This is a genomic window from Janthinobacterium sp. RA13 (genome assembly GCF_000745325.1).
Classification (GTDB): domain Bacteria; phylum Pseudomonadota; class Gammaproteobacteria; order Burkholderiales; family Burkholderiaceae_D; genus Janthinobacterium; species Janthinobacterium rivuli.
Window position 1 is genome coordinate 4,033,291 of record NZ_JQNP01000001.1, and the last position, 26,984, is coordinate 4,060,274.

Here is a 26,984-nt window from a genome sequence, read left to right on the forward strand (position 1 = left end):
TTTCGACACGGGAATGCCGTCAAAAGCGCGGACTGGCGCGGTGTAGTTGATGCGTGGGGAATGCCGCTACAGGGCGGGAAACAGCTCCGCCTGGGCCGGCGCCTGCCGCGTCACGATGGCCGGATCGGACAAGGTCGAGATGCGCACGCCCAGCAGGCGGATTTTCTTTTCAAATGGCACGCGCCGCAAGCAATCGCGGCTGGCGCGCAGGATGGCGGCGGCGTCTGCCGTGGCGCTGGGCAAGGTGATGTCGCGCGTGACGGTGCTGAAATCCTCGAAGCGCAGCTTGATGCCCACCGTGCGCCCCGCCAGCGATTGTTTGTCCAGGTCGCCGGCCACGCGCGTGCACAGGCTTTCCAGCTTTTCCGACAAGGTGGCGCGGTCGCGCACCACCTGCAAGTCGCGCTCGAACGTCGTTTCGCGGCTGACGGACTTGGTTTCCCGGCTCGTCTGCACGGGCCGCTCGTCGATGCCCAGCGCCGCCTGGCGCAGCCAGCCCGTGTACAGGTCGCCAAACTGCGTGCGCAGCATGGCCATGTCGGCCTGCGCCAGCTCGCCGATGGTGACAATGCCCAAGGCTTCCAGCTTGGCCGTCGCCTTCGGGCCGATGCCGTTGATCTTTTTCGCCGGCAAGGGCCACACGCGCGTGGCGATATCTTCGGGCGACAAAATGGTGAGGCCGTCCGGCTTTTCCAGGTCAGAACAGATTTTCGCCAACAATTTGTTCGGCGCCAGGCCGATCGAGCACGACAGGCCCGTCGCCTCGGACACGGCCGCCTTCAGGCGCGCCGCCATGGCCGGCGCCTGCTCGCCGTATTCGGTCAGGTCGACATAGATTTCATCGATGCCCACGTTCTGGATGATGGGGCACAACTGGGCCACGGCCTGCTTGAAGCGGGCCGAATAGTCGCGGTAAGCCTCGAAATCGGCCGGCAGCAGGATGCTGTCGGGCGCCAGTTTCGCCGCCTTCATGATGCCCATGGCGGAAAACACGCCAAACGCACGCGCCGCGTAGGTCGAGGTGGTGACGACGCCGCGCCCCACGTAGTCGCGCATGCGCGCAAACTGCCGCGTGCCATCTTCCTGCAGCACCGGCTGCTGCAAGCGCCCGCCGCCGATGACGACGGCTTCGCCGCGCAGTTCCGGATATTTCAACAGTTCCACGGAGGCGAAGAAGGCGTCCATGTCCAGGTGGGCTATCCAGCGGCGGGATTCAGGCAATGTAGGGGCAGATGCGGTCAAGGACACCTCGCGGCGGGATGCTGTCGGATACTGTAATTATATACAGTATCGCTGCAAATGCCAGTGGATGCAAGCACCGGGACGGTATTGATTGAAATCATGATTGGCTTTTCTATTTAGCAAGAATAGAATCGCTGCACAACAACGAAACCTAGGGAGTTGCCTTGTCCACAGTACCTCACGTCTTACGCCAACTGGCCGTCTGCTCATCCATCGTGCCGGCCCTGCTCCTGTCCACCCTGGCGCCATCCGCGCTGGCCGACACCACCACCATAGCCGCCAGCGCACCGGTCGCCGCCAAAACGGCCTGGCAGGAAACGCGCCACGGCACGGTCGTCACGGACGACTACCGCTGGCTGCAAAAGAAAACCGATCCTGCCGTCATCGACTACCTGAATGCGGAAAACGCCTACACGGCGGCCGTGACCGCCCCGATCCAGCCGCTGGCCGACAAGGTATATGCGGAAATCAAGGGCCGCATGCAGGAAGTGGACCTGTCCGTGCCCGCGCGCCAGGGCAATTTCTACTATTACACGCGCGTGGAAGCGGGCAAGCAATACCCGATCCATTGCCGCCGCCCCGTCGGCGCCAGTGGCGCCTACGATGCGCAGGCGGCTGAAGAAATCCTGCTGGACCAGAATCAATTGGCCGAAGGCCACAAATTCTTTGCCGTGCGGGCCTTCAGCGTCAGCCCGAATGAACAGTTGCTGGCCTACACCACCGACACGACGGGTTTCCGCCAGTACGAGCTGCATGTCAAGGATTTGAAAACGGGCAAACTGCTGGGCGACAGCATGCCGCGCGTGACGTCGCTGGCGTGGGCGGCCGACAACGCCACCCTGATACTGACGCAGGAAGACGCCACCACCAAGCGCGCGGACCGATTGTTCCGCCTGCCGCTGGGCGGCACCTTGCAGCAGGTCTACCACGAGCCGGTGGAACAGTTCGCCATCGGCGTGAGCCGCACGCGCGACCATCGCTACTTTGTGCTCACCGCGCGCAGCACGGATACCAGCGAAGTGCTGTTGCTGCCAACGAGCACGCCGCAAGGCAGTTTCCAGAGCGTGCTGAAACGCGAAAAAGGCCACCGCTACGGCATCGAGCACCGCGACGGCCAGTTGTATATTCTGACCAACAAGGAGGCGAAGAATTTCCGTGTCGTCAGCGCGCCGGTGGCTGCCCCGCAGCCGAAGAACTGGAAGAGCGTCGTGCCGCACAACAAGGATGCCGTGATCCAGTCCATCGACGTCTTCCAGGGCTACCTGGTGGTGATGGAAAAGGCGCGCGCCCTGAACCGCGCCCGCATCCTTGATTTTGCGCAAAAGAATTGGAAAACGGTGCAGTTCGACGACCCCGTCTACCTGGCCACGGCGGCCGGCACGCCCGAGTTTTCCGCCACGCAATTTCGCATGTCTTACCAGTCTCCCGTCACGCCGCCCACCGTCATCGACGTCAGCATGCAAGATGGTAAGCGCACGGTGCTCAAGCAGCAGGAAATCGTCGGCGGCTTTGACGGCAGCCGCTACACGACGCAGCGCCTGTGGGTCAAGGCGCGCGATGGCGTGCAAGTGCCGCTGTGGATCGTCTACAAGAAGGGCGTGAAACTCGACGGTTCCGCGCCGCTGCTGCTGTACTCGTATGGCTCGTATGGCATCTCGACGGAAGCCAGTTTTTCCATCAGCCGCATCAGCCTGCTGGAGCGGGGCGTCATCTATGCGCAGGCGCATATCCGCGGCGGCACGGACATGGGCGAAGCGTGGCATGAAGACGGCATGCTGATGAAGAAGAAAAACACCTTCAATGACTTCATCGACAGCGCCGACTATCTGGTGCGCGAAAAATGGACCAGCCCGAACCGCCTCATCATCCAGGGTGGCAGCGCGGGCGGCTTGCTGATGGGCGCCGTCGTCAACATGCGCCCCGACCTGTTCCACGCCGTGCACGCGGCCGTGCCGTTCGTCGACGTGATGAACACCATGATGGACGCCAGCCTGCCGCTGACCACGGGAGAATATCTGGAATGGGGCGACCCGAACCAGAAGGCCGCCTACGACTACATGCTCAGCTACTCGCCTTACGACAACATTGCGCGCAAGAATTATCCCGCCATGCTGGTGACGACGGGCCTGAACGACAGCCAGGTCATGTACTGGGAGCCGGCAAAATACGTGGCCAAGCTGCGCGCGTATAAAACGGACGGCAATCCCCTGCTGTTGAAAACGAATATGGGTGCAGGCCACGGCGGTGCCTCGGGCCGCTATAACGCCATCGCCGAGAACGCATTCAATATGGCGTGGATGCTGTCGCAGTGGAATATCACGGAATAATGTGAAAAAAGCGCTTGCAGAAGGATTTTAGCCGTCCTATAATAGCGCCTCTTCCAGACGTGGTGACAAACGTCGGGATGGTTTTCTGAGACAAGCAACGGGTGCTTAGCTCAGTTGGTAGAGCGGCGCCCTTACAAGGCGTAGGTCGGGAGTTCGAGCCTCTCAGCACCCACCAAATCAGAAAACTGTCCAGTGCTTCATGGATCAGCAACACAGATCATACGAGCTTGGAGTGGTAGTTCAGTTGGTTAGAATACCGGCCTGTCACGTCGGGGGTCGCGGGTTCGAGTCCCGTCCGCTCCGCCAATAAAAGAAAAGCCCTTTGGTTCTCTGAACCGAAGGGCTTTTCCCATTTCAGAAGCCAAAAACACGCCAATCCCCCCTCGCCTCAACATTTTTGCGTTTTTCAGCAAAAAAATGCTTTTATCCCATAAGAATAGTTGCACAAGCACGAAAGCGCCCCCTATAATAGTGCCTCTTCCAGACGTGGTGACAAACGTCGGGATAGTTTTCTGGGTATGCGGGTGCTTAGCTCAGTTGGTAGAGCGGCGCCCTTACAAGGCGTAGGTCGGGAGTTCGAGCCTCTCAGCACCCACCACCAATACAGAAAATTATCCAGTGCTTCATGGATCAGCAACACAGATCATACGAGCTTGGAGTGGTAGTTCAGTTGGTTAGAATACCGGCCTGTCACGTCGGGGGTCGCGGGTTCGAGTCCCGTCCGCTCCGCCAATAAAAGAAAAGCCCTTTGGTTCTCTGAACCGAAGGGCTTTTCCCATTGTGGGGCCGCAAATGCTCTAGAATCAGCGCTACCCTGACTCCACTCCTGCCTGATGCGCCTGCCCCGCAGCTTTTCCCCCTATCTTGCCCTGCGCTTGCGCCTGGCCCATCATGCTTTGCTGCAATTTGCCGCCAGCCTGACGAGTTCCATGGAGATCTTCTTTTTCCTGGCCGCTCCCGTCCTGCTGGGTCTGCTCAGCGTCATCGCCCTGCCCGGTTTCCTCGCCATGACCTTACCCTGGCCCGCCGCCTTGGGCCTGTTGGGTGCGCAAGTGCTGCTGATGTGCATGCCCGCCTGGCTGCTGCGCAAGCGATTGTTGCCAGCCAGTACCGCCGCCTGGCTGCGCCAGCTGCCCTTGCCGCCGCGCCTGCGCTGGCAGGCCGACATCGCCGTGGCCGGCCTGCTGATGCTGCCGCTGGGCTTGGCCTATGCCGTCTCGGCCAGCATCTGGCTGGCGCAGTCGCCACCCTGGCTGCGTCCGGTCGCCGCGCCCGGCATTGCCGCCACCATCGCCGTCTGGCTGCTGACCTGGCTGTTGACGACGCTGATCGTGGCGCAGCGCCTGCGCGCGCCGCGGCCCGCCCAAGCGGCGCGCCCGTCAACGATGACGGCATACGTGCCGCAAAGGCTCCGCTGGCGCACTGTGTTCCTGTGGCGACAGCTATTCTGGCTGCCGTTCTGGCGCAACGAAAATGTGACCGGCCTGCAGCAAAGCGTGCTGCTGGCCACGGCTGGCGCCAGCATGCTGGCCTGGCTGCTGCGCGCACCGCTCGTGCCCGCGCCGCTGCTCGGTTTGCTGGCCAGCGCCAGCCTGGTCATCGTGACGGACCGCGGCGACAAGGCCGTGCGCGAGCAGATCGCCGTGCTGCGTCCCGTGCTCAACGCCTGGCCCCTGGCCAGCGGCAACCTCATCCGCCTGGCCTGCGCGGCCAGCCTGCTGCCGGCGTTGACCGTGCTGCTGGGCGCCGGCGTCTTGCTGTACGTCATCGATCCGGCAACCTTGCAGCAGCGCGTGACCAGCGTCTACGCCATCACGGCCTGCGCCGCCCTGCTGGCCATCGTCGGCCTGCCCCGCCTCACGGCGCGCGGACGCGTCGCCCTCGTCGTTTTCTCCATCCTTGCCTTGAGCGCCATCGGAAGCGAATTATGGAATTGAATGCCACCTCTCCCGTGCTGCACATCGAGCACCTCGATTTTCACTTCCCCACGCACAGCGTGTTCCAGGGATTCAATCTGCAATGCGGTCCCGGCATCAGCTGGCTGCGCGGCGCGAACGGGGCCGGCAAGACGACCTTGCTGAAGCTGGCGGGCGGCGCCCTGCTGCCCGCGCGCGGCACCATCCGCCTGGACGCTATCGACAGTGGCTGCATGCCGCTGGCCTACCGCGCGCAAGCCTTCTATTGCGGCGGCGACCTACCCGCCCTGCCCTGGCTGCAAGTGCACGAGTTTCTGGACCTGCACCTGGCCCTGTATCCGGGCTGCGACCAGGCCCTGCTGAACGACGAGTTGAGCGCGTTTGCCCTGACGTCCACCCTGCAGCAAAGCATCAACGCCCTGTCCCTGGGCCAGCACAAAAAGCTGCAACTGGCGCTGGCACTGGCCTTGCCCGTGCGCCTGCTGCTGATCGATGAACCGTTCAACGGCCTCGATGCATCCGCCATGGCGTACTTGCGCCAGCGCCTGTCCGACCCGTCCCGCCTGGCGCGCCAGTGCATCGTGCTGACCAGCCACCTGGCGCCGGACGTGCCGCTGGCGGCGACGGTGGAAATATAGACAGGAAATACAGCTTTGCAGATCGGCCAAGGACAGCTTACGATGCCGTGTTGCAAAAACCGGCGATCCCGGTGCAGCCACCACCATAAAACGGCGCGGTTATTCACCGCGTCCAGCCTATTCTTGGAGATCAGCATGTTGAACACCCACCGCCGCGCCCTGGCCATCCTGTGCGCCGCCTTTGCCACCTCCGCCATCGCTGCCGGCCCCACGGGCACGGCCGCCGACTATGGCAGCAGCGCCCCGCACGCCGCCGCCCAGCGCGGCATCGAGTTGCAGCCCGACACGCGCCACATCAACGTCACGCGCGGCGAAACCGTCACCATCGCGCGCGCCGGCCAGCGTTTTACATGGCACGTGCAAACTTTCAACAACAAGACCGTCTTCGCCCTGAGCGACATCGCGCCGAAGGACATGGCCGTCGATGGCATCCGGGTGTATGTGGCCGCCAATCCCCTGTACGCGGGCAGCTAAGTTTCTTCTACGCATAAAAAAACCGGAAGGGCCTCGCGGCCGTTCCGGTTTTTTCAGCGTAAAGATTTACGCCGTCAATGCTTCTTTCGCTGCCGACTCTTCGACCACTTCCTCGTCATCCGAGCGGATCAGGTGGTCAAAGGCGGACAGCGCTGCCTTGGCGCCTTCACCGGTGGCGATGATGATCTGCTTGTACGGCACCGTGGTGACGTCGCCGGCCGCAAACACGCCGGGGATCGAGGTCTGGCCGCGGGCGTCCACTTCGATTTCACCGTGGCGCGACAACGCTACAGTACCTTTGAGCCACTCCGTGTTCGGCACCAGGCCGATTTGCACGAAGACGCCTTCCAGCTCGACCTTTTTCGACTCGCCGCTGACGCGGTCCGTGTAGGAGAGGCCATTGACGATCTTGCCGTCGCCGTGGATTTCGGTCGTTTGCGCCGACGTGATCACGGTCACATTAGGCAGGCTGTGCAGCTTACGTTGCAGCACCGCATCGGCGCGCAATTCCGCACCGAATTCGATCAGGGTCACGTGTTTCACGAGACCGGCCAGGTCGATCGCCGCTTCCACACCCGAGTTGCCGCCGCCGATCACGGCCACGCGCTTGCCCTTGAACAGCGGGCCATCGCAGTGCGGGCAGTAGGCGACACCGTGGTTGCGGTATTCCTTCTCGCCCGGCACGTTGATTTCGCGCCAGCGGGCACCGGTGGCCAGGATGACGGTCTTGGCTTTCAAGATGGCGCCATTGGCCGTTTCAATCTGCACCAACTTGCCCGGCGTCAGTTTCGCGGCGCGCTGGGTGTTCATGATGTCGACTTCGTATTCCTTGACGTGCTGTTCCAGCGCCATGGCGAACTTCGGACCATCGGTTTCCTTGACCGAAATAAAGTTTTCGATGGCGAGGGTGTCGAGTACCTGGCCGCCGAAACGCTCGGCCAGCACGCCCGTCTTGATGCCTTTGCGGGCCGCGTAGATGGCCGCTGCCGCGCCGGCTGGGCCGCCGCCGACGATCAGCACGTCAAACACGTCTTTCTTGTTCAACGCTTCGGCCTGGCGTGCGCCGGCATTGGTGTCGAGCTTGGCGAGGATTTCCTCGACATTCGTGCGTCCCTGGCCAAAGTGCTGGCCATTGAGGAACATCATCGGCACGGCCATGATTTGCCGCTCTTCCACTTCTTTCGGGAACACGCCGCCATCGATGGTGGTGACCTTGATGCGCGGATTGATCACGGCCATGGCGTTCAGGGCCTGCACCACTTCCGGGCAGTTATGGCAGGAGAGCGAAATAAACGTTTCAAATTCGTAATCGCCGTCGAGGTTGCGGATCTGCTCGATCACGGCCTCGTCGAACTTGATGGTGTGGCCGCCCACTTGCAGCAGCGCCAGCACCAGCGAGGTAAATTCGTGGCCCAGCGGCACACCGGCGAAACGCACGCCGATGTCGGAGCCTGCACGGTTGATGCTGAACGACGGGGCGCGTACGCCAGCGTCAAGGCGCTCGACCAGCGTGATCTTGTCGCTCAACAGGACTATTTCCTGGAGCAATTCCTTCATCTCGCGGGCTTTTGCGCTGTCATCGAGAGAAGCGACCAGCTCAAGCGGATACACCACTTTTTCCAGGTAGGATTTCAGTTGGGTTTTGAGGGTTGCGTCTAACATGATTTTTTCTTCCTTTACAAATATTTAGGCGAATGCCGGGCCGGACGCCCGGTCCGGCATCGCGGTAACTACTTGTTTGCTACGTGTTGCATCGAGACTTAGATCTTGCCGACCAGGTCCAGCGATGGGGTCAGGGTTGCTGCGCCTTCCGTCCATTTGGCTGGGCACACTTCGCCTGGGTGAGCGGCAACGTATTGAGCTGCCTTCACTTTGCGCAACAGTTCCGATGCGTCACGGCCGATGCCGTTGTCATGCACTTCCAGCACTTTGATGAAGCCGTCCGGATTGATGACGAAGGTACCGCGCAGTGCCATGCCTTCTTCTTCGATCATGACTTCGAAATTGCGCGACAGGGTACCGGTTGGGTCGCCGATCAGTGCGTATTGCACTTTCTTGATCGCGTCCGAGGTGTCGTGCCATGCTTTGTGCGCGAAGTGCGAATCGGTCGAGATGCCGTAGACATCGACGCCCAGCTTCTGGAATTCAGCGTGGTGATCGGCCAGATCTTCCAGTTCGGTTGGGCAAACGAAGGTGAAGTCGGCTGGGTAGAAGACGAATACCGACCACTTGCCTTTCAGCGACGCTTCCGTCAGGTCGACGAATTTGCCATTGTGGTATGCGGTTGCCTTGAATGGTTTAACTTGGGTATTGATCAGCGACATTTCATTTCCTCTCGTGTGGTGAATCAGTAAGACTCTAGTGTAAGGGGTTTTAACCCATATGCAAAATTGATTGTCACAATAGTTTCAATTGGTTTTAGCTATCACGACATCATGGGAACTCCATGATAGGCAGTTCCCACGCGATTGGATAGCGGTGACAGTGGATACCCCTGCCGCCGCCAGGTGTTTAGTTCTTCAGTTCGTCCGGTACTTTGCCGCCGTTTTCCGCCAGCTTGATCATCACCTGGCGATGCAACCAGATATTCATGCTGGCCGAATCGTTGGTGTCACCCGTGAAATGCAGCTCTTGCGCCAGTTCCTTGCGCGACGCCAGGCTGCTGTCGAGTTGAAGCAGTTTCATCAGGTCAACGATGGACGTGCGCCAATTGAGTTTTTCCGCGTTCTTGCTGGCCAGGTCGACCAGCACCACTTCCACGTCCACCACGGGCGCGGCAGCCGCTGGCGCGGCAGGTGCGGCCGCCGGTGCTGCGGCAGCTGCGGTCGTGGCGGCGGCCGGCGTGGCGGCTGGTGCGGCGTCGGATGAATGGTGGAAGATTTTATTGTAGATATTGCTGAAAATGCCCATGAGGTCACCTCGAGTTGAGTGAATGGAAGAAATATTGCCTGCGCACCCCGTTAGCTACCGGTGACAGCAAAGCCGGGCGCAGGCGCCAGCCCGTCGAGTATAAGCCCGTTCAAGCCGGGAGCCCCGTCCCGCAGGCCTGGATGAAATCTGGTGGCGGGCGATGCCTGTTTCAAGGGTGCAAGGGCCGCTGCGCGTGCAGCAGCGCATCGAACGCTTCGATGGACAGCGGCGGCGCAAACAGCTCGCCTTGCGCAAAATCGCAGCCGATTTCCAGCAGCAGCGCGCGCTGTGCTTGCGTCTCCACCCCCTCGGCGATGACTTGCAAACCCAGTTTATGCGCCATGGTGACGATGGCTTCGCACAGCACCAGCTCGCTACTGCCGTCCGCCAGCTTGCGTACCAGCATGCCATCGAGCTTCAGGTAATCGATGCCGCACTGCTGCAGCTGCGTCAGCGAGGCATGGCCGCTGCCAAAATCGTCCAGGGCGATCTGCAGACCCGCTTCGCGCAGGTGCTGCAGGCGTGGCGCCATGCTATTGCCGTTAGGTAAAAGTACATCTTCGCGCATGTCCAGCACAATGGCCGAGGCCGGCACATCGAGCGCCATCAGCTGGCGCAGCCAGGTGCCGGGCGCCTCCACTTCGCGCTGCAATTCCAGCGGCGACTGGTTCAGGCACAGTTGCAGCCCCGGCAAGCCGATGGCCTGGCCTTGCGCGCGCCAGCGCAGCAGTTGCGCAGCCGCCGTGTGCAGCACCCAGTCGCCGATCTCCACGATCAGGCCGCTGCTTTCGGCCAGCGCCAGGAAATCCGGCGGGCATACCACGCCCCGCTGCGGATGCTGCCAGCGCAGCAGGGCTTCCGCCTTGGCAAGTTTACCGCTGTGCAGCTCGACGATGGGCTGGTAATACAGCTGCATCTGCTGCTCGCGCAAGGCCGTGCGCAAGTCCGCCCCCAGGCGCATGCGGTTGACGGCCGCCACCTGCATGGCGGGCGTAAAGTAGCTGTAGCGGTTGCGCCCCGCCCCTTTCGACACATACATGGCCTGGTCCGCCTGCTTGAGCAAGTCCTCGATATTGCCCGCGTCGTCCGGATACAGGGTGATGCCGATCGAGGCCGAGACGAACGCCTGCTCCTGCCCCAGCAGGAACGGCGCCAGCAAGCCGTCGAGTATCTGCCGCGCGATGCGGTCGACTTGCTGCAGATCATCAAGGTCGGACAGGATCACCGTGAATTCATCGCCGCCCAGGCGCGCCACCGTGTCCGTCTCGCGCACGCCCACGCGGATGCGCCGCGCCGCCTCGATCAGCAGGATATCGCCCTGGTGGTGGCCGAGCGTATCGTTGACTTCCTTGAAATGGTCGAGGTCGATGAACAGGATGGCCACGCGGCTCGCATCGCGCCGGCCCTGGGCCAAGGCCTGGCGCAAGCGTTCGTGGAACATGCGCCGGTTCGGCAATTGCGTCAGGGTATCGAAATTGGCTTGCTGCCAGATCAGCGCTTCCGTTTGCCGCTTGTCCGTCACGTCTTCCAGCATGCACAGGTGGTGCGGTTCGCCATGGCGCGCCGTGGCGATGGCCGTCACCGACGCGTCGACCCACACCACGCCGCCATCGGGCCGCACGATGCGCTTGGCGTGGCGAAAGCCGTGCAAGCTGCGCGCCAGCAACTGCGCCACCTGCTCCAGTTCGCCAGCCACATCATCGGGATGGCTGATCTCCATCCAGCTCGTTTGTTTCATGTGTTCCAGGCTGCGCCCGCTGATGGCCAGGTAGCGTGGATTGATGTCGAGAAACTGTCCGCTCACGGTATCGATCAGGGCGATGCCCATGGGCGCTTCCTCGAACATGGTGCGAAAGCGCAATTCCCCCTGGCGGATGGTTTCCTCGGTACGGCGGCGCTCGCGGGCCAGGTTGTTGAAGTGAAAGGCGGCCGATACGGCCAGCAGGCTGCCCGCCAGGCCCAGCGACAGATACAGCCAGCCCAGGTCGGCGCCCGGCACGGGGCGGTACAGAAAACCCTTGTAGGCGCGGCTGTCCGTGGCATGGCGCGGCAGCACCCCCATGCTGGCATAGGTGTCGGCGATGTGCTGCCAGCGCTGGGGATTCATGTAGCCGAGCTCCACCAGCACGGGCTGCAGCAGCAATTCCATCTGCTGCGCCTCGTACAGCAGGTGCGCACGGTCGTGGCGCTGGCTGTATTTGGCGTGGATCAGTTGCGCCATTTCCTCGCGGTGCGCCATCGCGTATTGCCAGCCGCGCAGGCTGGCCGCGCGGAACGCTTTGACACGCTCGGGATGGCGGCGCAGTTCCTGCTCGCTGGTAAACAGGTTGTCGCCGTAGAAATCGATGCCGGCCGTGCGCGGCGTAAATTGGTAGTAGGGAAAGCCCGCCCGGTCCAGGTAGTCCGGTTCGTTGGTGGAGTACGCGGCAATCGCATCGACCTTGCCATTGATAAAATCCTCGATCCGGTAGCTGGGCGGCAAGTGGCGCATCTGCTGCGGCGCGACGCCCATTTTCGCCAGGAACAGCGACACTTCATCGGAGGCAAGGGCCACGTCGCTGGCCGCACCGATCATCACGGGCGCTCCCACCAGTTTGCGCACGTCGGGCGCGCCGCCCTGCTGGCGCATCAGCAGCACGCTGGGCGAATGCTGGAACACGACGGCCAGCACCACCACGGGCTTGCCCGCCAGGCGGCTGAGCAACAAGGTGCTGTTGCCCACGCCATACTCGGCCCGCCCCGCCAGCACGGCTGCCTCGGCGATTTGTCCGCCACCGCCTTCGACCAGTTTGACCTCCAGCCCCGCCTCGCGGTAATAGCCTTGCTCGATGGCTGCGTAATAGCCGGCGAACTGGAACTGGTGCGTGAAATTGAGATGCAGGGAGACGGGTTCCAGCGCCCGCGCAGGCGTGACCAGGCACAGCAGCAGGAAGAAACAGCAGCGGAAAGCGTCGGGGGCTTTCATCGGCATGGCGCAACACCACAGGAAGCTGCCAAGCTGGCAGGGGTAAGGCTATTGTAGCCGCCCCTTTTGCCAATGGATAACTATTTCAGTGAGGACAATAGCGTTGATGTTTTTGGCAAACAATGTCGCCATTGTTTGCGCTAGAACACGACGCCGGCCACCAGAATGATGTTGGCGTACGGACTGCACTCGCCCGTGCGCACGATGGCGCGCGCGCCCTTGCTCAATTGCTTGAACTCCTCGTGCGTCACTTGGCGCGCATCGGGCAAGGCCAGGGCCGCCACCTGCGCCGCCATGGCCGGATTATGCTGCGGCAATTCGCTGGCGAGCAAATGGTATTCCACCTGCATTTCGCTCAGCACGGTATTCACGGTATCGATGAAGCCGGGAATGCCGCGCGTCAGGGCCAGGTCGATCAGGGGCACGCCCGGTTGCGACGGCAAGCCCGCGTCGCCGATGACGAGCATGTCGCCATGGCCCAGCGAAGCGATCAGTTGCGACAGTGCGATATTAAGCAGCGGTGATTTTTTCATGGGTTCAGAACAGCTCGTGCAAGTGGGGAATCGAGGTTTGCGCGCCGGGCTTGGTGACGCTCCAGGCGGCCGCGCGCTGGCCTTGCTGGATCGCTTCCGCCTCGTCCATGCCGGATGCCAGGCCCGCCACAAAGCCGCCGATGAAGGTGTCGCCGGCAGCCGTCGTGTCGACGGCTTGCACCACTTCGGCCGGGAAGGTGTAATCGCCGCCATACAGGGCCGCGTGCACGCCCTTGGAGCCCAAGGTAATGATGACGTTGTCGCTGCCCAGCTTTTGCAGCGCGGCGGCCAGCGCCTTGGCGTCCGCGCCTTCCGGGCTGACGCCGGCCAGCATGGCCGCTTCGATTTCATTCGGAATCAGGTAGTCGACCAGTTCCAGCACGCCTGCCGGCAGGCTGGCCGCCGGAGCGGGATTGAGCACCACGGTCTTGCCCAGGGAACGGGCCAGTTTGATCGCATGCACGACGGTGGCCATCGGCGTTTCCAGCTGCAGCACGACGATGTCCGCCTGTTCGATCAGCTCTTTTGCCGCGTCAATGTGCGCGGGGCTGAGCAGATCGTTGGCGCCGCCGGCGATCACGATGCTGTTCTGGCCATTGTCGTCGACGAGGATGGAAGCGATGCCCGAGGCCACGCCCGGCAAGGTGGTGATGTGGCTGTCGATGATGCCGTCGCCCACCAGCGCCGCGCGCAAGGTCGCGCCAAACGCATCGTCGCCCACGCAGCCGACCATGGCCACTTGCTGGGCGCCCGCCACCTTGCCGCTCAGCCGTGCGCAAGCCACGGCCTGGTTGGCGCCCTTGCCGCCAGGAATCGTACGGAAAGCGCCGCCCGTCAGGGTTTCGCCGGGGAGGGGCATGCGCGGTACGCGCAAGACCAGGTCCATATTGATGCTGCCGATAACCACGATCATGATGTCATTCCCATCAGTTCAGTTGCAGGTAAAGAAGTAGGTACAGAAGCAGGCACTGCGGCGACACTGGAGCCGCGCACGTGCAGCTCGGGTGCGATGCTGCGCTGCTGGCGCGGCAAGGCGGGGTCGGCGATGCGCGCCAGCAGGCAGGCGGCCGTGATGTGGCCCAGCTCGCGCGTATTTTGCGCCACGCTGGTCAAGGCCGGATGTACGAAGCTGGCCAGGTCGATATCGTCGAAGCCGACAACGGCCAGTTCACCGGGCACGGCGATGCCGCGCTCGGCGGCGGCGCGCAAGGCGCCAAAGGCCATCAAGTCATTGCAGCAGAACAAGGCGTCCGGGCGCTGGCCTGGCGGCAGCGCCAGCAAGTCCAGCGCGGCAGCATAGCCGCCCGCGCTCGTGAAATCGCTATGGCGGCACAGCGTATCGGCCAGGACTACGCCTGCGTCCGCCATGGCGCTGCGCACGCCAGCGATGCGGTCATTGGAAATGCTCACTTCGCGCGGGCCGGCGATGCAGGCGAGGCGCCGGCGTCCCAGCCCCAGCAGATGGCGCGCGGCCAGCGCACCACCGGCGCGGTTGTCGACGGCCACGGCATCGATGGACAGGTCGCTGGGCGCGCGGTCGAGCAGTACGGCCGGTACCTTCATCTTGCGCAGCAATTCGCCATCGCTGTCGGCCAGCGCGGACAAAATCAGGCCGTCGCAGCGCTTGGTCAAGAGCACATTTAAATAGTCGCGCTGCTTGACGGGGTCGTCATCGGAATTGCACAAAATGACGCTGTAACCGGCCGCGTAGCAACTGTCTTCGATGCCGCGCGCCACTTCCGAAAAATACGGGTTCGTATTATTCGGAATGATCAGGCCGATGGTGCCCGTGCTGCGGCTGCGCAGGGAGCGCGCCAGCGCGCTGGGCACGTAATGCAGTGCCTCCGCCGCCGCCAGCACGGCGCGGCGCGCCTCGTCGCTGACGGGGCGGGTATTGTTGAGGACGTGCGACACGGTGGTAAACGACACCCCCGCCGCCTGCGCCACTTGTTTGATGGTTGCCATGGGCCAGTATTATGAACGTTCACCGCGGCGGCGGTAGGTATCGAGCACGACGGCCGCGACGATCACCAGGCCCGTGACGATGCGTTTCACGGGTTCGGACACGCCCACTTGCGCCAGGCCCGCTTCCAGCACGGAAATGATCAATACGCCAATAAACGTGCTGATGACGGAACCGCGTCCGCCCATCAGGCTCGTGCCGCCGATCACGACGGCGGCGATCACTTGCAATTCCATGCCCACGCCGCCGTTCGGGTCGGCCGCTTCCAGGCGCGAGACTTGGAACAGCGCGCCCACGCCGGCGAGAAAACCCATCAAGGCAAACACCAGCACTTTCGATGGTTTTGTATTGATGCCGGACAAACGCACGGCTTCTTCATTCGTGCCGATGCCGATCCAGTGGCGTCCCAGCACCGTGCGCGTGAGCACCAGGTGGCCGATGACGACGATGGCGATCGAGGCGATGAAGGCGGGCGACAGGCCGAAGGCGATCGGCGAGCTGATGCCGTCAACGGCGCTGCCGATGTATTCCGTGCGCGAGTTCGTCACCTGATACGCCATGCCGCGCGCCATTTCCAGCACGCCCAGGGAAACGATGAACGAGGGAATGCGCCAGCCGACGGAAATGAGGCCCGTCGTGGCGCCGCACAGGGCGGCAACGAACATGCCCAGCAGGGCCGCGCTCCACACGGGCCAGCCCCAGTGCACGACGGCCAGCGACAGCACGGACGCGGCCAGCGCCATCACGGAACCGACCGACAAATCGATGCCGCCGATGATCAGGACAAAGGTCATGCCGACGGCCATCACGACGAGGGTCGGGATATTGTTCGACAAGGTGCTCAAGGTGGCCAGAGTGAAAAAGTTTTCGCTGGCAAACGAGAACAGCACGCACATGGCGACCAGGGCGCCGATCAGGCCCGCATAGTTTTTCAGGTCGGCCAGGCTGCGCTGCAGATACGATGGGGAAGAGGTAGTGGTCATGGGAATCTTTCCGGCGGATCAGGCCGCAGCTGGAGTGGAAGTGGGGGTCAAATAGCCGGAGAAGGCGGCCGACAGCAGCGCGTCCTGGCTCCAGGCGCCGCGCTCGAAGGTGTCGACGATGCTGCCGGCGCTCATGACGGCGATGCGGTCGCAGATCAGCATCAGTTCGCGCAAGTCGCTCGATACGATGACGAGGCCCTTGCCCTGGCGCGCCTGTTCGGCCAGCACCTGATAAATATCAAACTTGGCGCCGATATCGATGCCGCGCGTGGGCTCGTCGAACAACATCACGGGGCAGTCGCGGTACAGCCAGCGGGCGATCACCACCTTTTGCTGGTTACCGCCGGACAATTCAGCCACCGTTTGCGCGCTGTTGCGCGAACGGATGCCCAGGCGTTGAATATAATCGTCGGCCACCGAGGCTTCGGACGCGTCGTTGAGCCAGCCCGCGCCACTGACCGTGTCGAGCGCCGCCAGGGTCGTGTTGACGGCGATGGACTGGCGCAACAACAAGCCTTGTCCCTTGCGGTCTTCCGTGATCATGGCGATGCCGGCCTTCACCGCTGCCTGCGGCGAGTGCAAGGCGGCCGGCGTTTCGCTGTCGCCAAGGAACACGTCGCCGGCATCGGCACGGTCGGCGCCGAAGATCAGGCGCAGCAATTCCGTGCGGCCAGAGCCGATCAGGCCGGCGATGCCGAGGATTTCACCGGCGCGCAAGTCGAACGAGGTCGGGTTGACGACCTTGCCGCGCGCCAGTCCCCGCACGCGCAGCAGCGGCGCGCCGATGGTGCGCCCGCTCAAGTCCACCGCATCGTCGGCCGAGCGGCCCACCATCAGGCTGACCAGGTCGGCGGCGGAATGGCCCGCGATATCGTCGTCGCAGACGAGCTGGCCATCGCGCAGCACGGCGATGCGGTCGGCCACGCGCTTGAGTTCTTCCAGGCGATGGGAAATATAGATAATGCACACGCCTTCGGCTTTCAGGCGTTCAATTTGCAGGAACAACAATTCCACTTCGCGGTGCGTCAACATGGCCGTCGGCTCATCTAACACCAGCAAGCGGCAGGCGCCGATCAAATTGCGCGCGATCTCGATCATTTGCTGGTGGCCGATGCCCAGTTCGCCCACGAGGGTCCACGGATCGAGGCCGCCCAGGCCCACTTTTTCCATCTGTTCGCGCGCGTCGCGTTCGAGGCGCGTACGGTCGATGAAGCCGAAGCGCTGCGGCAGGTTTTTCAGGTACAGGTTTTCCGCGATCGACAGGGTGGGAATCAAATTGAGTTCCTGCATCACCATGCGGATGCCCAGCGCCTCGGCGGCGCCGCGCGAGGCGGGCTGGTAGGGCTTGCCGTCGAGCAGCATCGTGCCCGTGGTGGCTTGCTCCAGGCCGCAGATGATCTTCGACAGGGTGCTCTTGCCCGCGCCGTTCTCGCCCGTCAGCGCCAGCACCTGGCCAGGGGCGAAGCGCAGACCCACGCCGCCCAGCACGGGGCCGACATAGGACTTGCCGATGTTATCCAGGGTCAATAGAGGGGTGGCGGCTGATGGCGCCGGGGGGATGTCGATGGGCATGATAAAACTCCGCGGAAAAAGACGGCGGGGCCGGCGCCAGCAAGGTTGCGATGGCGCTGGCCCCGGCGGGATCAAACGATCAGGACTTGGCGCCCTTGGCGACCAGTTCGACCTTGGTTTCGATGACGCCACCCAGATCGACCTGTTTCTTCTTCTGCGCCAGCGCTTTCAGCACGGTCTCGATGCCGAACACGGCTTGCTGCGAACCGAACTGGTCGGCGGTAGCCAGCACGCGGCCATCGGCCAGCATCGGCTTGATGGCGTTGATGTTGTCGTAGCCGACGACGAGCACTTTGCCCGTCTTGCCGGCCGCCTTGATGGCGGAAATGGCGCCGATGGCCATGTTGTCGTTACCGCACAGCAAAGCCTTGATGTTCGGATTGGCGTTCAGCATGGCGGCCGCGACCGTATTGGCGGGTGCGATTTCCCACTGGCCCGACTGCACGCTGACGACCTTGGCGCCGGCCGCGTTCATGGCGTCCTGGAAGCCCAGGGTGCGCTGCTGCGCGTTGTAGGTGGTGGAGACGCCTTCGATGATGCCGACCGGGTCGCCCTTCTTGATCTGCTTGGCCAGGAAGTCGCCGACGACCTTGGCGCCCTTGCGGTTGTCCGGGCCAACGAACGGTACGGAAATACCCTTCTCTTTCAGGGCGCCTTCGTCGAGCTTGTTGTCGATATTGACGACGATGATGCCCGCGTCGATGGCTTTCTTCAGCACCGGCACCAGCGCTTTCGAATCGGCCGGGGCGATCACCAGCGCGTTGACGCGCGAGACGATCATTTGCTCGACCAGCTTGATCTGGCTCGACGTATCCGTTTCATCCTTGATGCCGTTCGACAGCAAGTCGTACTTGGCGGCATTGGCCTTCTGATGCGCCTTGGCGCCATTTTCCATGGTCAGGAAAAATTCATTGGCGAGCGACTTCATCACCAATGCGACCTTCGGTTTGGCAGGTGTCTGCGCCATCGCCGGCACGGCGGGCAAGGCACACACGAGGACAGCGGCGGCAATCATTTTCAGGCGAATACGGGATGTCATGAGCGTCTCCAGAGTTGTTGGTCAAGCACGTGTACTGCATGCTTTTTAGGAAATTCGTTGCGCGCAAACGTTTGCGCGAAGCGAATAGTGCCTCAATGCCCTATTACAGTGCAAGCAAAACTGTATGTGCGGTGCAGCAAAAAGGCGGCGCCCAGAGGGAAACATCCAGGCTGATGCGATCAGCCTGGCGAGGGAAAATGCGTGGATTCAGGAATTTGCTGCGGGACGGGCGCTGGCCCACTGCACGGCCAGCACGCTGGCCAGCACCAGCAGCAAGCCCAGCATCGACCAGCCCGTCATGGTCTGGCCCAGCAAGGCCCAGCCCAGCACGACGGCCATCAGGGGACTGAGCAGTCCCAACGAGGAGACGGCCACGGGCGACAGCCTGGCGATGCCACGGAACCACAAGGCGTACGCCAGCAGGGCGCCGGCCAGGCACAGGTAGGCGTAGGCCAGCACTTGCTGCAGGGATAGCGCCGGCAAGGGCGCGTCGGCCAGCCAGGCGACGGGCGCCAGCATCAGGCCGCCGAGCAGCAATTGCCAGCCCGTCAGCGCCAGCACGGGCAAGTCCGGCTTCCAACGCCGCGTCAGATAGGTGCCGGCCGCCATGCAGGCCGTGCCACCCAGCGCGGCGGCGATGCCGATCGGTTCCCACACGGTGCGCGGCGACAGCAACAAAACACCCATGCCAGCCACGCCCAGCACGCTGGCCCCCAGGGCCAGGCGGGCCGGACGGCGCCCTTCCACGCCCCAGGCCAGGCCCATTACCAGCAGCGGCTGGATGGCGCCCACCACGGCCGCCAGGCCGCCCGGCAAGCGGTAGGCGGCCACGAACAGCAGCGCCTGGAATACGCCGATATTCAGCGCGGACAGGATCAGCACGCGCATCCAGTCACGCCGCGCGGGCAGGCGCCGCATGACCAGCAGCAACAGCAAGCCGGCCGGCAGCACGCGGATCAGGGCCGCCGTGAAGGGCCGGTCGGGCGGCAGCAGTTCGGACGTGACGATATACGTGGAACCCCAGATCAGGGGCGCCAGCGCCGTGAGCAGAATATCGCCCCAGGCGGGGCGGACGGAAGAAGAAGCCATACAACTATCTCGACACTAAGATAAAAACTCAGTGTGGACGCGAACTATCTTGATGTCAAGACAAATGGGCGTGCGCGCCGCTGCCTGCGGACGTAAAAAAGCCCGGCATGGCCGGGCTCGGGGAAGCAGATCAGGCGGCAAGCTGCGCCGCCTGACAGATTTAATCGCGCACGCGGCGCAGGGTCGTTACCCGCACGCCGCCCATGCTGATCTGCGCCGTGCTGCCATCGTCGCTGACGATAATATCCATGGCCGCTTCGCCCGCGCCTTCCGGAGCGATCGTCACGGTATTGCCCTTGGTGGTGAAGGTGGCCTTGGTCGAGGTGCCGTTATTGATCACGCTGTCACTTGTAAATTCCAGGACGTTGCCCATCGCCGCCTGCCATTTCCCCACCGCCGGGTGGCCGCCAAAGCTGAACACGCTTTTCAGCTTGTCCAGCATGCCCGCACCCTGCGCGGCTGGCGCTTTGCCTATCACACCGCTCATGGCCGCCTGGCTCATCTGTGTTTCGTCGATGACTTGCCATTGCTTGTCGACCAGCGCCATCGGCAGTCGCACTTGCAGATCGCCGTCCGGCAAGCGCTGCAGGATCAGTGCGCGATCCGCAGACTTGGCGAACCACGCCGCCTCATCGGTCAGCGTCAGGGTGGCCTTGGCCATCGCCACTTGCTGTACGCCCAGGTCGCGCACCTGATCGTAGCCGCTGACCTTGGCCACTTTCACGCCCTTGGCCACGCACAGCTTGTCACCGCGCAAGGCCGCCTTGCCCGGCGCGGCCAGCGCGTAGACAAATTGCGATTGCGCAACCCAACCACCGCTGCCCTGTTCGACGGGGGCGTTGTACAGCCCGCTACGCACGAGGATATCCAGCCATTGCCGGGTCGAACTGTCGTACGACGCCACGCGGATCTCTTCCTTCTGGTACGGCAAGTTGGTGAGGCACAGCAGCTTGTCGCGCACCGCCTCGTCAGCGGCCAGGTGGGCATCGATGGCGCGGCTAAAACTGCTGGCCGAGGCCGCCTCTGGCTTCAGCAGCCACGCCAGGGCGCCGCCAGCCACGACGACCACCGCCAGCACGCCGCCGGCGATCACCACGTGGCGCCGCTTCACGCCGGACAGCGCCGGCGTCGCGGCTGGTGCGGATGCCGGTACAGGAGCGGACGCGGGCGCCGGTGCGGCGTTGACAGCCTTGCCGCATTCATCGCAGAAGCGCGCGCCGGGGACATGGGCGGTGCCGCATTTGGTGCAGAAGTGAGCCATGGTGTGCCTTACTTGAGTTTATGCGCGCATGCGCCGCAGAACACGTCATCGGACGCGACCGGCGCTTTGCAGCTCGGGCATTGCAGGCTGTCGGCCGGCGCAGCGGCCGAAGCAGCGGGAGCGGCTGGCGTGGCCGGTGCCGCAGCTTGCTCGGCCAGGGCGCGCGCACGGTCACGCGCTTCCTCGGCTTTTTTCTTGACCGTGGCCAGGCCGTCGTTCAGGCTCGCTTCCGAGGCGCTGAAATCGACATTGCGCGTGGCGTTCAGGTAAATGATGCACACGCCCTTGGTGAAGATCAGGCCAGGTACCACGGCCGCGGCCGCCAGCAGCAAGCCGCCGCCCAGGCCCGCTGCGATGATGTAGCCGGAACCGCCATTCAGACCCGAAGCCAGGGTGTACATATTCATCTGGCCGCCCAGGCCCAGGATGCCTGCGGACATGCCGCTGGTCAGCGATACGCCGGTACCGACCACGCCAAAGATCAGCAGCGCCACAAACGTCGTGATCAGGAACAGCAGCACTTCCAGCAGAATCACGGACACCAGCTTGGTGCGCACGATCAGGTTCAGGCGGGCAATGATCTGGAATATGGTGGCGCCCGACCAGGCGGCAGGGCCGGCCAGCGGCAGCATCACGTAGAACAGCGCAAACACCAGCACGCCCAGCACGATGGCCGACAGCGGGAAGACGACCGTGTACAGCACGGGGCCGAGCACGGGAATCTTGCATACAAACAAGATGATGGCGATGGTGATCATGGCCGCCAGCACGATCAAAAATTCAAGGAAGACGACCGCGATCAGGCGGTGGCTCGTGTACAGCGAAACGAGCATGGCATCAACCAGGCTCATGCCAGGCTGGCCTTGCGCATCGCGCATCAGCATGATGCCGACGGCGTTGGAGCCGTAAAACATCACGAGGAAAGCCATCAGGCCACCGACAAAGACCAGCAGCGGACTGCTCATGCCGCCGGCAAGCATCGTCAGCACGCCACCGACGAGCACGGCGCTGATGAAGGTCAGGGCCAGCAGCGCAATCGCGCGAAAGTTCCTGATGGCGTCGGTCGCTTCGATCAGCGAGCCCACGGCGGAGGAAAAGGGAAGAGGTTGATGTGTTTGTGTGGAAATGGTCATGTCTGGCCTGGAAGGGGTGAATCGGGAGGGGACGGCCTGCCTGGCCGTCCCATGGTCATGCTGTGTCAGTAGGCGAGCGCCAGTTGCAACTCGTTCGCGGGCGCCTGGCGCTGGACGATCTGCAGCTTGACGTCCTGGCCGCCGACGCGCTTGCTATTCAGGTACAGCGCCGTGCGTACCGGGTAAATGCCCTGCGGCACGCCTTCAGGCATGGGAATCGAGAAGCCGCCCTTGTAGGCGCCGCTGCCGTTATTGCTGCTGACCACCTTGCGCACGGTTTTGATCAGGTCGCCATTTGGCTTGTACAGGCTCAATTCCTCTTCCACCAGCGGGTTCGGATCGCGCGTGCCGGCCGCCACTTCGATGTACGAATTGGTCTGCGCCTTCTGGCCCGGACGCACGGAGGACGGCGTAAAGCCCGTCTCGTATTTCACCAGGGTCGACTGCTCGGGCAGCTTGCCCTTGTTGGCCACCTTGTAGTCGGTCTGCACCTGCTGCGCCGTCTTGACTTGCTGGCTTTGATAATTCAGGGCCACGCAGGCGAGCGCGCCCAGGCTGGCGCCCAGGGCCGCGCCGCGCACGGTGTTGTTGCCGCCACCCAGCAAGCCGCCCACGACGGCGCCGATGCCGGCCAGCATGGCCGTATTGCATTCGCCACTGGCCGCTTCCGTGCCTGCGGTGGTGGTATTGCCTGTGGCGCCAGGGCCGCCCGGCGCGGCGCAGCCGGCCAGCATCGACGACACGACCAGCATCGCCACTAGGGGCTTGGCCATTTGTTTCAAGTTTTTCACGTTATTCTCCGAAAGAATCAAAATAGGAATGGGAGGCAAGCCGCGGCTTACTCGATCTGAATTTGCGACAGCGCCTTGTCCTGCGCTTCCTTCGCCTTGCGCTTGATGTCCTGCGCAGGGCGGTTGCCCTTGTCCATGCGCAACACGGCATTCGCATTGGCAATGGCACAGTCGTATTTGCGCTGGCTCATGCAGTGGCTCGCTTCCGACAGGCTGTCCGTGATCACGCTTTCCAGGCCGGTCGTCTGTTTGACAGGCGCCGGTGGCGGGGTCACCTTGACGGGCTTGGCCGGTTTTTCCACGACAGGGGCTGGGGCCGCTGCTGGAGCCGGCTCGGGTGCCGGAGCAGGCGCTGCCGCTGGCTCTGGCTCAGGCTCGGCTGCAGGTGTCGCGGCAAGGTCGCCCGCCGAGCCGCCATCGAGCGCAGCGTCATCGATGGCCAGCGGCTGCTCGGCGGCAGCCGCAGGGTCTTCCTGCACTGCCAAGGTTGGCTCCGGTTCAGGCACGGCAACAGGCGGCTTGCCTGACAAGAAATAGTAAGCGCCCGCACCGCCCAGCAGCACCACCGCTGCGACGGCCGCGGCGATCAGTTTCATGCGCTTGCCAGCCGGTAGGCTGTCATCCGGCGTGTCGGGAACCCTGTCTGTCACTGCTGCGGGAGCGGCTTCTGGTTCCCGTGCAGGGGCGGGCGCAGGGACAGGATCAGCACGGCGCTTTTCCAGCACCGGCGGCGGCGCAGGTGGCGCGACCGGTTCCGCCACCGGTGCCGGGGCAGGCTCAGGCACCGACACGGGTTCAATGACGGGTTCAATGACAGGTTCAATGACGGGAGCAATCTCCGGCGCGATGACCGGCTCTGGCAGCGGCGGCGGCACCGCTGCGGCCACCGGCGCCACGGCAAAGCTGAACGCGCACTTGGGGCAGAACCGGGCGTCCGGCTTGCAGTCATGGCCGCACTGGCCACAGGATTTTCCCGGCACCGGCGCGGCAACGGTCGTGGCAACGGCAAACGTCGTGCCGCAGGAAGAACAGAATTTGGCGCCCGGCTTATTCTCGGCCTGGCAGGAAAGGCATTTCAATTGGCATCTCTTTTCATCTAAACGCTGGGAGCCGCGTACGCTGGCGATTGCCAGAATGGCAGTATTGTTGACGTACGGGTAAATGTTCAACGAGTATATTTTCAAATACCAAGTTGCCACAAGGGAAAATTGCCTTTTGCTCTATTCAATTTTTAAATATTGGTAAAAATCCTGCCAGCATGGCGTGCTGCGCCCCATGTTGGTGCGCAGATGGCAAAAAACCCGGCAACGCTGTATGCGTTGCCGGGTTCTCAGTCGATGCCGGGGACAGTGACGCTGGCTTACTTGCGTCCGCCCCGTGCCGGTGCGGCATGGCCGCCCTTGGCTGGCGGCTTGCCGCCACGACCCATCGGCACGGCGGCCGGCTTGGCCTTCGTTTTGATGGTCGACAGGATCGATGGACGCACTTTCGATTCGACGGCTGTCGCCTTCGGCGCGGCGGCCGTGCCGCCCAGGGCGATGCGGTTCTTGCCCGGCGTGACCTTGAACTTGTCCGGCGTGCCGGCACCATGCGTCTGGCGGCTGCGTTCGCCTGCGGCCAGGCCGCCCGACTCGGACGAGGTCCAGGCCGGAATCAAATGCTTGTCGCCATTGCCGATCAAGTCGCCACGGCCCATGTTGACCAGAGCTTCGCGCAGGATCGGCCAGTTGGCCGGATCTTGGTAGCGCAGGAAGGCTTTATGCGTGCGGCGGATTTTGCCGCTGCGGGCCGTTTCCACCACTTCCGAATCCGCCGTGACCTTGCGCAAGGGATTCTTGCGCGTGTGGTACATGGTCGTCGCCATGGCCATCGGCGTGGGCATGAAAGTTTGCACCTGGTCCAGCTTGAAATTGTTTTTCTTCAGCCACAGGGCCAGGTTCAGCATGTCCACGTCCGTCGTGCCCGGATGGGCGGCAATGAAATACGGGATCAGATACTGCTTCTTGCCCGCTTCCAGGGAGAAACGGTCGAACATTTCCTTGAACTCGTCATACGCGCCGATGCCGGGCTTCATCATCTTCGACAAAGTCCCCTCTTCCGTGTGCTCGGGCGCAATTTTCAAGAGGCCACCGACGTGGTGCGTCACCAGTTCCTTGACGTATTCGGGCGAACGCACGGCCAGGTCGTAGCGCAGACCTGAGCTGATCAGCACTTTCTTGATGCCGGGAATGGCGCGCGCCTTGCGGTACAACGAGATGAGCTTGCTGTGGTCCGTGCCCAGGTTCACGCAGATGGACGGGTACACGCACGACAGGCGGCGGCACGACACTTCGATCTCTTTTTCCTTGCAGGCGAGGCGGTACATATTCGCCGTCGGGCCACCCATATCGGAAATGGTGCCCGTAAAACCTTTGGTTTTATCGCGGATATGCTCGATTTCGCGCAGGATCGACGGTTCCGAGCGGCTCTGGATGATGCGGCCTTCGTGTTCCGTGATCGAGCAGAAGGTGCAGCCGCCGAAGCAGCCGCGCATGATGTTGACGGAAAAGCGGATCATTTCCCAGGCGGGGATATGCGCCTTGCCATAACTTGGATGCGGGGCGCGCGCGTAATTCATGTCGTACACGCCATCCATCTCGTCCATGGCCAGCGGCAGCGGCGGCGGGTTGAGCCACACGTCGCGCTCGCCGTGCGCCTGCACCATAGCGCGCGCATTGCCGGGATTCGATTCCAGGTGGAACACGCGCGAGGCGTGCGCATACATGACGGGGTCATCCTTGACGACGTCATACGCGGGCAGGCGCACCACCGTCTTGTCGTGCTTTTCCTTGGCCATGGCCAGACGCTCTTCGCGGCTCATGATGCGGATCGGCTTGATGACTTCGGCCGATTTCGACGCATTTTCCGTGGCGCAGGCGGTCTTGTCTTCCTGCACCATCTCGTACGGGCTGTAGTGCGGATCGACCTTGCCGGGCACGTCGACGCGGGTGGAGTTGTGCACGCCCCAGTCGTCGCCAGGCAACCAGCCGGACGGCACCATGAAGGCCGTGCCGCGCAAGTCGCGGATATCCTTGATGTGTTCGCCGGCGGCCAGGCGATGCGTCAGGTCGACCAGCGCCCGCTCGGCATTGCCGAAGATCAGCAAATCGGCCTTGGAATCGGGCAAGACGGAACGGCGGACCTTGTCCGACCAGTAATCGTAATGGGCGATGCGGCGCAGGGACGCTTCGATGCTGCCGATGACGATGGGCACGTCGGGATACGCTTCGCGCGCGCGCTGGGCGTACACGGTGACGGCGCGGTCCGGGCGTTTATTCGGTTCCGCGTTCGCCGTGTAAGCGTCGTCGGAGCGGATCTTGCGGTCGGCCGTGTACTGGTTGACCATGGAATCCATGTTGCCGGCGGTAATGCCGTAGTACAGGCGCGGCTTGCCGAGGATGCGGAAGGCGTCGGCCGACAGCCAGTCCGGCTGACTGATGATGCCGACGCGGTAACCTTGCGCTTCGAGCAGGCGGCCAACGAGGGCCATGCCGAAACTCGGATGGTCGATGTAGGCGTCGCCCGTGACGAGGATGACGTCGCACTGGTCCCAGCCCAGCGCGTCCATCTCGGCACGCGACATCGGCAGGAAAGGCGCCACGGCAGCGCGGGCAGACCGCTTGGGAACGGTCGCAAATAAATTGGTAGGGGAGCTCATAGGGTACGGATTGTACCGGAATTGGCCATTTCCAACCTGACGGCCTGCTTTTTACTGTTGGATTTCAGTACAAAAAACGTTTATTTTTCAATCACTTGAGGAAAAAAGGCCCTTGGGGTCAGACCCTTCCGGGGTCTGACCCCAGCTTTTCCCTGGGTTACATCAGATCCCCATATTAGCTAAAATCTCACCCAATTCCCGCAACGCCGGCTCCAGTTTCGGATGCTTGACGGCAAACTTGGCCGACAATTCCTGGCTGCGCTCGGCCAGGCCATAGGTGATCGACTCTTCTTCCTGCTCCTGCGCGGCGCGCTTTTCCAGCAGTTGCTGAATATCGCCATTGAGCTTTTGCAGCAAACCATGCGTTTCTTCATCCACAGGATCGCCAGATGCGATGGTCGATTGCAGCTGTTGCAACGATTCCTTGAGTTTGCTATCCATGTTTTTTCCT

Annotated in this window: 22 protein-coding genes, 4 tRNA genes and 1 pseudogene; 8 read left to right on the forward strand and 19 right to left on the reverse strand. The window is 62.9% G+C overall.

All coding sequences use genetic code 11. The features are described 5' to 3' along the window. Positions 1-66: 66 nt before the first annotated feature. Complete coding sequence (gene dinB / locus FG13_RS17830) at positions 67-1,221, reverse strand: DNA polymerase IV (protein ID WP_035823028.1); 1,155 nt, start codon at positions 1,219-1,221, stop codon at positions 67-69. A 185-nt stretch (positions 1,222-1,406) separates the two neighbouring features. Here dinB and FG13_RS17835 point away from each other — a divergent pair, with 185 nt between their 5' ends. The 8 genes from FG13_RS17835 (at position 1,407) to FG13_RS17870 (ending at position 6,597) form a co-directional block, all read left to right on the forward strand. Then, positions 1,407-3,569, forward strand: a complete 2,163-nt coding sequence (locus FG13_RS17835) for a S9 family peptidase (protein WP_235211760.1) — start codon at positions 1,407-1,409, stop codon at positions 3,567-3,569. A gap of 99 nt (positions 3,570-3,668) precedes the next feature. Beyond that, a tRNA-Val gene (locus tag FG13_RS17840) sits at positions 3,669-3,744 on the forward strand. A gap of 54 nt (positions 3,745-3,798) precedes the next feature. Continuing rightward, positions 3,799-3,875: transfer RNA gene (locus tag FG13_RS17845), tRNA-Asp, on the forward strand. A gap of 216 nt (positions 3,876-4,091) precedes the next feature. Then, positions 4,092-4,167: transfer RNA gene (locus FG13_RS17850), tRNA-Val, on the forward strand. Positions 4,168-4,224: 57 nt separating this feature from the next. Next, positions 4,225-4,301: transfer RNA gene (locus tag FG13_RS17855), tRNA-Asp, on the forward strand. Positions 4,302-4,402: 101 nt separating this feature from the next. Continuing rightward, complete coding sequence (locus FG13_RS17860; RefSeq protein ID WP_035823031.1) at positions 4,403-5,506, forward strand: hypothetical protein; 1,104 nt, start codon at positions 4,403-4,405, stop codon at positions 5,504-5,506. Continuing rightward, on the forward strand, positions 5,497-6,123 hold the full coding sequence (locus tag FG13_RS17865; protein ID WP_035823033.1) for an ABC transporter ATP-binding protein: 627 nt from the start codon (positions 5,497-5,499) through the stop codon (positions 6,121-6,123). The genes FG13_RS17860 and FG13_RS17865 overlap by 10 nt, the downstream gene beginning before the upstream one ends. A gap of 135 nt (positions 6,124-6,258) precedes the next feature. Next, the gene (locus tag FG13_RS17870; RefSeq protein ID WP_051959203.1) at positions 6,259-6,597 is read left to right on the forward strand and encodes a CzcE family metal-binding protein; all 339 of its coding nucleotides are present in this window, start codon (positions 6,259-6,261) and stop codon (positions 6,595-6,597) included. A gap of 66 nt (positions 6,598-6,663) precedes the next feature. Here the strand turns inward: FG13_RS17870 and ahpF are convergent, their stop codons facing one another. The 18 genes and pseudogenes from ahpF to FG13_RS17960 all read right to left on the reverse strand — a co-directional run bounded on the left by ahpF (position 6,664) and on the right by FG13_RS17960 (position 26,974). Continuing rightward, positions 6,664-8,259 carry an alkyl hydroperoxide reductase subunit F gene (ahpF, locus tag FG13_RS17875; protein ID WP_035823034.1) on the reverse strand — a complete coding sequence of 532 codons (1,596 nt, stop codon included), beginning with the start codon at positions 8,257-8,259 and terminating at the stop codon, positions 6,664-6,666. Positions 8,260-8,357: 98 nt separating this feature from the next. After that, positions 8,358-8,921: an alkyl hydroperoxide reductase subunit C gene (gene ahpC / locus FG13_RS17880; RefSeq protein WP_034753905.1), complete on the reverse strand. Its 564-nt coding sequence runs from the start codon at positions 8,919-8,921 to the stop codon at positions 8,358-8,360. Positions 8,922-9,108: 187 nt separating this feature from the next. Continuing rightward, a complete protein-coding gene (locus tag FG13_RS17885; RefSeq protein WP_035823037.1) occupies positions 9,109-9,507 on the reverse strand; it encodes a DUF3597 domain-containing protein in 399 nt (132 codons plus the stop codon). Positions 9,508-9,676: 169 nt separating this feature from the next. After that, positions 9,677-12,478, reverse strand: a complete 2,802-nt coding sequence (locus tag FG13_RS17890; protein WP_235211761.1) for an EAL domain-containing protein — start codon at positions 12,476-12,478, stop codon at positions 9,677-9,679. A 134-nt stretch (positions 12,479-12,612) separates the two neighbouring features. After that, positions 12,613-13,005, reverse strand: a complete 393-nt coding sequence (rbsD, locus tag FG13_RS17895; protein ID WP_035823039.1) for a D-ribose pyranase — start codon at positions 13,003-13,005, stop codon at positions 12,613-12,615. A gap of 4 nt (positions 13,006-13,009) precedes the next feature. Continuing rightward, positions 13,010-13,918, reverse strand: coding sequence for a ribokinase (gene rbsK / locus FG13_RS17900; RefSeq protein ID WP_035823041.1), 909 nt, complete (start codon positions 13,916-13,918; stop codon positions 13,010-13,012). Continuing rightward, positions 13,915-14,970 carry a LacI family DNA-binding transcriptional regulator gene (locus FG13_RS17905; protein ID WP_035823044.1) on the reverse strand — a complete coding sequence of 352 codons (1,056 nt, stop codon included), beginning with the start codon at positions 14,968-14,970 and terminating at the stop codon, positions 13,915-13,917. The genes rbsK and FG13_RS17905 overlap by 4 nt, the downstream gene beginning before the upstream one ends. A 9-nt stretch (positions 14,971-14,979) precedes the next feature. Then, positions 14,980-15,951: an ABC transporter permease gene (locus FG13_RS17910; protein WP_035823046.1), complete on the reverse strand. Its 972-nt coding sequence runs from the start codon at positions 15,949-15,951 to the stop codon at positions 14,980-14,982. An 18-nt stretch (positions 15,952-15,969) separates the two neighbouring features. After that, the gene (locus FG13_RS17915; protein ID WP_035823048.1) at positions 15,970-17,523 is read right to left on the reverse strand and encodes a sugar ABC transporter ATP-binding protein; all 1,554 of its coding nucleotides are present in this window, start codon (positions 17,521-17,523) and stop codon (positions 15,970-15,972) included. A gap of 79 nt (positions 17,524-17,602) precedes the next feature. Further along, positions 17,603-18,562, reverse strand: a complete 960-nt coding sequence (locus FG13_RS17920; protein ID WP_035823050.1) for a sugar ABC transporter substrate-binding protein — start codon at positions 18,560-18,562, stop codon at positions 17,603-17,605. 207 nt (positions 18,563-18,769) lie between these two features. Then, positions 18,770-19,651: an EamA family transporter gene (locus FG13_RS17925; RefSeq protein WP_035823052.1), complete on the reverse strand. Its 882-nt coding sequence runs from the start codon at positions 19,649-19,651 to the stop codon at positions 18,770-18,772. 160 nt (positions 19,652-19,811) lie between these two features. Next, positions 19,812-20,912 carry a zinc ribbon domain-containing protein gene (locus FG13_RS17930; RefSeq protein WP_035823054.1) on the reverse strand — a complete coding sequence of 367 codons (1,101 nt, stop codon included), beginning with the start codon at positions 20,910-20,912 and terminating at the stop codon, positions 19,812-19,814. 8 nt (positions 20,913-20,920) lie between these two features. Beyond that, a complete protein-coding gene (locus FG13_RS17935) occupies positions 20,921-22,045 on the reverse strand; it encodes a zinc ribbon domain-containing protein (protein WP_152598802.1) in 1,125 nt (374 codons plus the stop codon). Positions 22,046-22,110: 65 nt separating this feature from the next. Continuing rightward, on the reverse strand, positions 22,111-22,818 hold the full coding sequence (locus tag FG13_RS17940) for a hypothetical protein (RefSeq protein ID WP_035823060.1): 708 nt from the start codon (positions 22,816-22,818) through the stop codon (positions 22,111-22,113). Positions 22,819-22,883: 65 nt separating this feature from the next. Continuing rightward, entirely contained in the window at positions 22,884-23,432 is a 549-nt protein-coding gene (locus FG13_RS30965; protein ID WP_035823066.1) for a hypothetical protein, read from the reverse strand. A gap of 375 nt (positions 23,433-23,807) precedes the next feature. After that, a pseudogene (locus FG13_RS31275) lies at positions 23,808-24,035 on the reverse strand (zinc-ribbon domain-containing protein); the annotation flags it as partial. 161 nt (positions 24,036-24,196) lie between these two features. Then, a complete protein-coding gene (locus FG13_RS17955; protein ID WP_035828431.1) occupies positions 24,197-26,458 on the reverse strand; it encodes a YgiQ family radical SAM protein in 2,262 nt (753 codons plus the stop codon). Positions 26,459-26,695: 237 nt separating this feature from the next. Further along, entirely contained in the window at positions 26,696-26,974 is a 279-nt protein-coding gene (locus tag FG13_RS17960; protein ID WP_035823070.1) for a DUF4404 family protein, read from the reverse strand. Between the last annotated feature and the right edge of the window lie 10 nt (positions 26,975-26,984).

Coding starts and splice junctions, on each gene's coding strand:
- FG13_RS17860 (WP_035823031.1), top strand. CDS start 4,403: ATGCGCCTGCCCCGCAGCTTTTCCCCCTATCTTGCCCTGCGCTTGCGC.
- FG13_RS17865 (WP_035823033.1), top strand. CDS start 5,497: ATGGAATTGAATGCCACCTCTCCCGTGCTGCACATCGAGCACCTCGAT.
- FG13_RS17870 (WP_051959203.1), top strand. CDS start 6,259: ATGTTGAACACCCACCGCCGCGCCCTGGCCATCCTGTGCGCCGCCTTT.
- ahpF (WP_035823034.1), bottom strand. CDS start 8,259: ATGTTAGACGCAACCCTCAAAACCCAACTGAAATCCTACCTGGAAAAA.
- ahpC (WP_034753905.1), bottom strand. CDS start 8,921: ATGTCGCTGATCAATACCCAAGTTAAACCATTCAAGGCAACCGCATAC.
- FG13_RS17885 (WP_035823037.1), bottom strand. CDS start 9,507: ATGGGCATTTTCAGCAATATCTACAATAAAATCTTCCACCATTCATCC.
- FG13_RS17890 (WP_235211761.1), bottom strand. CDS start 12,478: ATGCCGATGAAAGCCCCCGACGCTTTCCGCTGCTGTTTCTTCCTGCTG.
- rbsD (WP_035823039.1), bottom strand. CDS start 13,005: ATGAAAAAATCACCGCTGCTTAATATCGCACTGTCGCAACTGATCGCT.
- rbsK (WP_035823041.1), bottom strand. CDS start 13,918: ATGATCGTGGTTATCGGCAGCATCAATATGGACCTGGTCTTGCGCGTA.
- FG13_RS17905 (WP_035823044.1), bottom strand. CDS start 14,970: ATGGCAACCATCAAACAAGTGGCGCAGGCGGCGGGGGTGTCGTTTACC.
- FG13_RS17910 (WP_035823046.1), bottom strand. CDS start 15,951: ATGACCACTACCTCTTCCCCATCGTATCTGCAGCGCAGCCTGGCCGAC.
- FG13_RS17915 (WP_035823048.1), bottom strand. CDS start 17,523: ATGCCCATCGACATCCCCCCGGCGCCATCAGCCGCCACCCCTCTATTG.
- FG13_RS17920 (WP_035823050.1), bottom strand. CDS start 18,562: ATGACATCCCGTATTCGCCTGAAAATGATTGCCGCCGCTGTCCTCGTG.
- FG13_RS17925 (WP_035823052.1), bottom strand. CDS start 19,651: ATGGCTTCTTCTTCCGTCCGCCCCGCCTGGGGCGATATTCTGCTCACG.
- FG13_RS17930 (WP_035823054.1), bottom strand. CDS start 20,912: ATGGCTCACTTCTGCACCAAATGCGGCACCGCCCATGTCCCCGGCGCG.
- FG13_RS17935 (WP_152598802.1), bottom strand. CDS start 22,045: ATGACCATTTCCACACAAACACATCAACCTCTTCCCTTTTCCTCCGCC.
- FG13_RS17940 (WP_035823060.1), bottom strand. CDS start 22,818: ATGGCCAAGCCCCTAGTGGCGATGCTGGTCGTGTCGTCGATGCTGGCC.
- FG13_RS30965 (WP_035823066.1), bottom strand. CDS start 23,432: ATGAAACTGATCGCCGCGGCCGTCGCAGCGGTGGTGCTGCTGGGCGGT.
- FG13_RS17955 (WP_035828431.1), bottom strand. CDS start 26,458: ATGTCGCGTGCCGAGATGGACGCGCTGGGCTGGGACCAGTGCGACGTC.
- FG13_RS17960 (WP_035823070.1), bottom strand. CDS start 26,974: ATGGATAGCAAACTCAAGGAATCGTTGCAACAGCTGCAATCGACCATC.